General features: G+C 76.8%; 4 protein-coding genes. All 4 read right to left on the bottom strand.

Annotated features, from left to right (window positions below; genetic code table 11):
* On the bottom strand, positions 1–840 hold an 840-nt coding region (locus PV721_RS41910), incomplete at its 3' end, for an ABC transporter ATP-binding protein (protein ID WP_319733934.1).
* Entirely contained in the window at positions 837–1,997 is a 1,161-nt protein-coding gene (locus PV721_RS41905; RefSeq protein WP_319733932.1) for an energy-coupling factor transporter transmembrane component T, read from the bottom strand. The genes PV721_RS41905 and PV721_RS41910, both read right to left, overlap by 4 nt.
* A 248-nt stretch (positions 1,998–2,245) precedes the next feature.
* On the bottom strand, positions 2,246–2,908 hold the full coding sequence (locus PV721_RS41900) for an SCO2322 family protein (RefSeq protein ID WP_319733930.1): 663 nt from the start codon (positions 2,906–2,908) through the stop codon (positions 2,246–2,248).
* On the bottom strand, positions 2,908–4,070 hold a 1,163-nt coding region (locus PV721_RS41895), incomplete at its 5' end, for a prenyltransferase/squalene oxidase repeat-containing protein (protein ID WP_319733928.1). The genes PV721_RS41895 and PV721_RS41900, both read right to left, overlap by 1 nt.

Genomic DNA, 4,070 nt, shown 5'->3' with positions numbered 1-4,070 from the left:
GGGTTCGGGGAGGGCGGCGACGGAGTCGGCCAGGCGGGTCCGGAGCGGAGCGGCGCGGCGGCGGGCGTCGCGGACCGAGAGGGGGAGCGGGGACCAGCCCGCGAGGCGGCCCAGGGAGACCACCGGGGGGTGGACCGGGGAGACGGCCATGATCTCCGCCGGGGGCCCCAGGAGGGGCGCGGCCCCGGGGGACGGTAGGAGCAGCACCTGGTCGGCGTACTGGACCACCCGCTCCAGCCGGTGCTCCGCCATCAAGACGGTGGTGCCGAGGTCGTGGACCAGGCGCTGGAGGACCGCCAGGACCTCCTCCGCCGCCGCCGGGTCCAGCGCGGACGTCGGTTCGTCCAGCACCAGGACCTGGGGGTGAGGGGTGAGGACCGAACCGATCGCGACCCGCTGCTGCTGGCCGCCGGAGAGCGTGGCGATGGGCCGGTCGCGGAGTTCGTTCAGGCCGAGGAGGTCCAGGGTCTCCTCCACCCGGCGGCGCATCACCGCAGGTGGCAGGCCCAGGGACTCCATGCCGTACGCGAGTTCGTCCTCCACCACGTCCGTCACGAAGTGCGCGAGCGGATCCTGGCCGACCGTGCCCACCACGTCAGCGAGCTCGCGCGGCTTGTGCGTGCGCGTGTCACGGCCCGCGACCGTGACCCTGCCCCGGAGCGTGCCCCCGGTGAAATGGGGGACCAGCCCCGAGACGGCCCCGAGCAGGGTGGACTTGCCGACCCCCGACGGGCCGACCAGGAGGGTCAGCTCGCCTTCCGGGATCACCAGGTCGACGTCCTGGAGGGAAGGCCCGGCCGCGCCTTCGTAGGTGACCGACACCTGCTCGAAGCGGATCACAGCGACGCCTCCTTGGGCGGTACGGGTGCCACGAACGCGGGCAGCAGGCCGATCAGGATCGCCGCCGCCGGCCACAGCGGCAGCGTGGGCGCCACCAGCGGGACCACGCCCGGGTGCAGCGCGGCGGGGTCGACGGTGCCTGCGCGGATGAGGAGCGCGGCGACGGCCGCGCCCGACCCGGCCACCAGCCAGGCGCGCGGCCCCCAGCGGTCGGGCCGGTAGCGGGTCCGTACCGACCGGCGCCCGCCGAGGTGCAGGCCCGCGAGGGCCAGGACCGCGCCGATGCCGAGCACGGGGAGCCCGTACGCGGCGCCCTGCGCGGCCAGCAGCCCGTACGTGCCCGCGCAGATGCCGAGGAGGCCGCCGAGGGTGAGGACGTTGGTGGTGTGCCGGACGGCCGGCGGGACCTTCGCCGTGCGCCCGTAGCCGCGCGCGTCCATCGACGCGGCGATGGCGACGGAACGCTCCAGGGCGCCCTCCAGCACCGGCAGGCCGATCTGGAGGATGGCCTTCACCCCGCCGGTGGGGCGGCCGCGCAGCCGGCGGGCGGTCCGCAGCCGGACCACGTCGGCGACCATGTTCGGCGCGAAGGTCATGGCGACGACGACGGCGACCCCGGCCTCGTACAGGGCGGCCGGCAGGGACTTCAGCAGCCGCGCCGGGTTCGCGAGGGCGTTCGCGGCGCCCACGCAGACGAGGAGGGCGGCCAGCTTCGCGCCGTCGTAGAAGGCGAAGACCAGCTGCTCGGCGGTGACCTTCCCGCCGAACCGGATGCCCTGCGCCCAGGCGGGCAGCGGGATCTCCGGGAGCGTGAAGAGGGTGTGCGCGCCGGGGACGGGGGAGCCGAGGAGCATGGAGAAGATCAGGCGCAGGCCGATGACGACGAGGCCCAGCTTGAGGAAGGCGCCGTAGGAACGCGCCCAGGGCGCGTCCGTGCGGCGGGCCGCCACGACGTACCCGGCGACACCGACGATCAGCCCGAGGAGCAGCGGGTTGGTGGTGCGGGAGGCGGCGGTGGCGAGCCCGAGGGCCCAGAGCCACCAGGCCCCGGCGTGCAGGGCGGTGGCCCGGGCGGCGAGCGGGGCCTGCCATTTCTTGTACGTCGACCGGTGCGGCGGGTCCTGCGCCGCGGGGAGGCTCCGCCGGGCCGGGGTCACGTCGTCGCGTGCGGCTCCGGTGGGGGTGCGACCGGCCTCAGGCCGGCCCGCGTACCCACCCGGGCTCCGGCCGCCGGCGGCCCCCGCGGATGCCCGGGCGCCGCCGGCGGCCGCCACGCCCCCGCCCGATGCCGGGCCGGAGCCCGCAGGCGCGGCAGAAAGCCGCCGGGCGGCGGACGCGGCTGCGCCGTGCGGTTCGGCGGCTTCGGGCGGGGCCGCCTCGCCCGGGCCGGGGGGCGTCGGGGTCGTCATCGGGTGCGGCGGCGGGACTGCCAGATGCCGGCTGCGGCCAGGGCGGCCACGGCCGCGATGCCCGCCAGGAGGCCCGCCGACGGGCCGCCGTCGTCCTCCGGGGCCGGGGCGGCGGGCGCCGCTCCGGCGTCCGCCATGGGTTCGCCGCAGCCCTGCTTCGGGTAGCCCGAGATCGCGCACAGCAGCGCCGCGCTGTTGTAGCGCAGCGGCTTCGCGACCGACGCCAGCGCCTCGGCCGCCGTGGCGTCCGGCGGCAGCTGCGCGCAGGCCGTGCGCGGGGCGTCCTGCGGCGGGGCTTCGCCCGCCGGGGCGTGATCGGGGACGCCGAAGTCGATGACGAGCGCCACCCGCTTGCGTCCCTCGGCCGGTGCGGTGGTCCCGCAGACGGCCTCGAAGTCGGCCTCGGCGCGCGGCCGGGCCGCGTCGGCCGCCGCGTCCTCGCTCACCGAGAAGCGGAAACCCTGGACGGAGCCGTCCGCCGGGCGGGCCGTCGAGGGGCCCTGCGAGGCGTACGACCACCGGCCGCCGCCCGAGCCGTCCCAGAACGACCAGTAGCGGTAGCCCGCCGCCATCGCAGGAGCGGCGGCCAGCACGGCCAGGACGATCCCGAGGGAGAGGGCGAGGGCGAGGGAGAGGGCTGCGGCGGGGCGGCGGCGCATCAGAGCTGGTTCTTCTTACGGCGGCCGCTCAGCAGGATGCCGATGCCGACGCCGGCCGCGCCGCCCGCGCCGATGATCCACCAGAGGTTCTGGCCGCCGGTCGACCCGTCCTTCCCGTTCTCCACGGACGTCGCGTCCGTGTCCGCGCCCTGCGGGGCCGGGCCGGTCGCGTTCAGTGCGGCGACGAGGTCGGTGCCGCCGAAGGACTTCGGGTCGGTGCCCGTGGCGTGCGCGGCGAGGACCAGGGTGCCGAGGGCGGCCGGGCTGCCCTTGGACCACTCGGCGGAGTTGGCCTTCAGCCACTCCAGCGCGCCCGCCGCCGACTGCTTGTGCCCGGCCGCGGCCAGGGCGATCACCGCGTCGACGGTGTTGCCGGTGTCCGGGGTCGGCTGGTCGGCGCCCGGGGTCACGGCCGTCAGGTGGCCGTCCTTCTTGAGGGCCTCGGCCAGGTAGCCCGCCGCGCCCTGGGCCGCTGCCGCCGGGTCCGCGGCGCCCGCCGCCGGGCAGGTCAGCGCCGTGGCGGGGGTGTCCGTACCGGAGGGGACGACGGCCGAGCCCTTGCCGAGGCCGGCCAGCGCGGCCGCGGCCGTGGCGTCGCCGTTCGCGAGCAGCTTGCCGCCGACCGGCTGGTACGCGAAGGCGCCCCGGTCGGCGGCCGGCTCGGCGGCGCAGCCCAGCTGGAAGGAGAGCAGCGCCTCGTAGGGGGTCTTGCCCGCCTTCGACTTGGCCTCGGCCGGCTTCTCGCCGGCCGCGGTCAGCGCGCTGATCACGATGGCGGTCGAGTTGGCGTCGGTGCCGCCGTCCATGGCCCCGCCGGGGTTGGAGCTCCAGCCCCCGTCCTCGTTCTGTACGGACTTCAGCCAGGCGACGGCCTTCTTGACGCCGTCACCGTGCCCGCCGAGCGCGGTCAGGGCCTGCACGGCGGCGGCCGTCGCGTTGGAGTCGATGTACGCCGTCGCGTCGCAGTCCTTGGTGGTGTCCGCGCGGAAGGCGGGGAAGGAGCCGTTCGCGCACTGCTGGCCGACCAGCCAGTCCACGGCCTGCGCGGCGGGCTTGACGCCCACGGTGTCCTGGGCGAGCAGCGCGAAGGACTGCCGCCACACGCCGTCGTAGGTGGGGTCGTCCTTGCCGTAGAGCCCGGAGGGGATGACCGGGGGTGCGG

This window comes from Streptomyces sp. MB09-01, assembly GCF_033794505.1.
Taxonomy (GTDB): Bacteria; Actinomycetota; Actinomycetes; order Streptomycetales; family Streptomycetaceae; genus Streptomyces.
Note: the sequence above shows the minus strand (reverse complement) of the source record. Positions and strands in the feature narration are given on the sequence as shown.